The following is a 474-nucleotide window of genomic DNA, read 5'->3' as shown; positions in this document are numbered from 1 at the left end:
GGTCGCGTGGACCGGGTACCACTCGGGATCTCAGACAGCGGCGTCTCGGCGTACTCCTGTTCGAACCGCGGGTTCGTCACCGCGTTCGCGATCCACCAGGCGTCGTAGTCGTCCGCGAAGTCGACCCCGGTGTTCTCCGCGTCGATCACCGCCTTCTCCGAGTTGCTCGCGAACTCCTCGCGCAGCACCGTCCGGAACCCGATCCCGTCGTCGAACACGCGGACCGGGAGGGTGGCGGTGCGGCCGTCCTCGGCGGGGGAGCCGTCGGCGGCCGCGTCCGCAAGGCCGACGCTGATGGCGTTGTACTCGGCCTCGACCTCGTCGTAGGCGCCCCACACCGGCTCCCACTCCTCGGTCGAGACAGCGCGGAGCGTCCCGGTGACCGCGACCGGCCCGTCCGAGCCCTCGGCGCTCGCGCCGAACGCCGGCTGGTTCCGGAAGTCGAACCCGAGCCGCGACGGGCCGACGTAGGTC

At 71.7% G+C, this 474-nt stretch carries 1 protein-coding gene; it reads right to left on the bottom strand.

Annotation, left to right across the window (positions count from 1 at the left end):
* Window positions 1-474, bottom strand: a 474-nt coding sequence (locus D3D02_RS19405; RefSeq protein ID WP_199723225.1) for a glycoside hydrolase family 97 N-terminal domain-containing protein, incomplete at both ends; no start/stop codon positions are given.

This window comes from Halobellus sp. Atlit-38R (assembly GCF_003665925.1).
Taxonomy (GTDB): domain Archaea; phylum Halobacteriota; class Halobacteria; order Halobacteriales; family Haloferacaceae; genus Haloquadratum; species Haloquadratum inordinatus.
The sequence above is the reverse complement of the archived record's forward strand: the minus strand, read 5'-3'. Positions and strand labels throughout refer to the sequence as shown.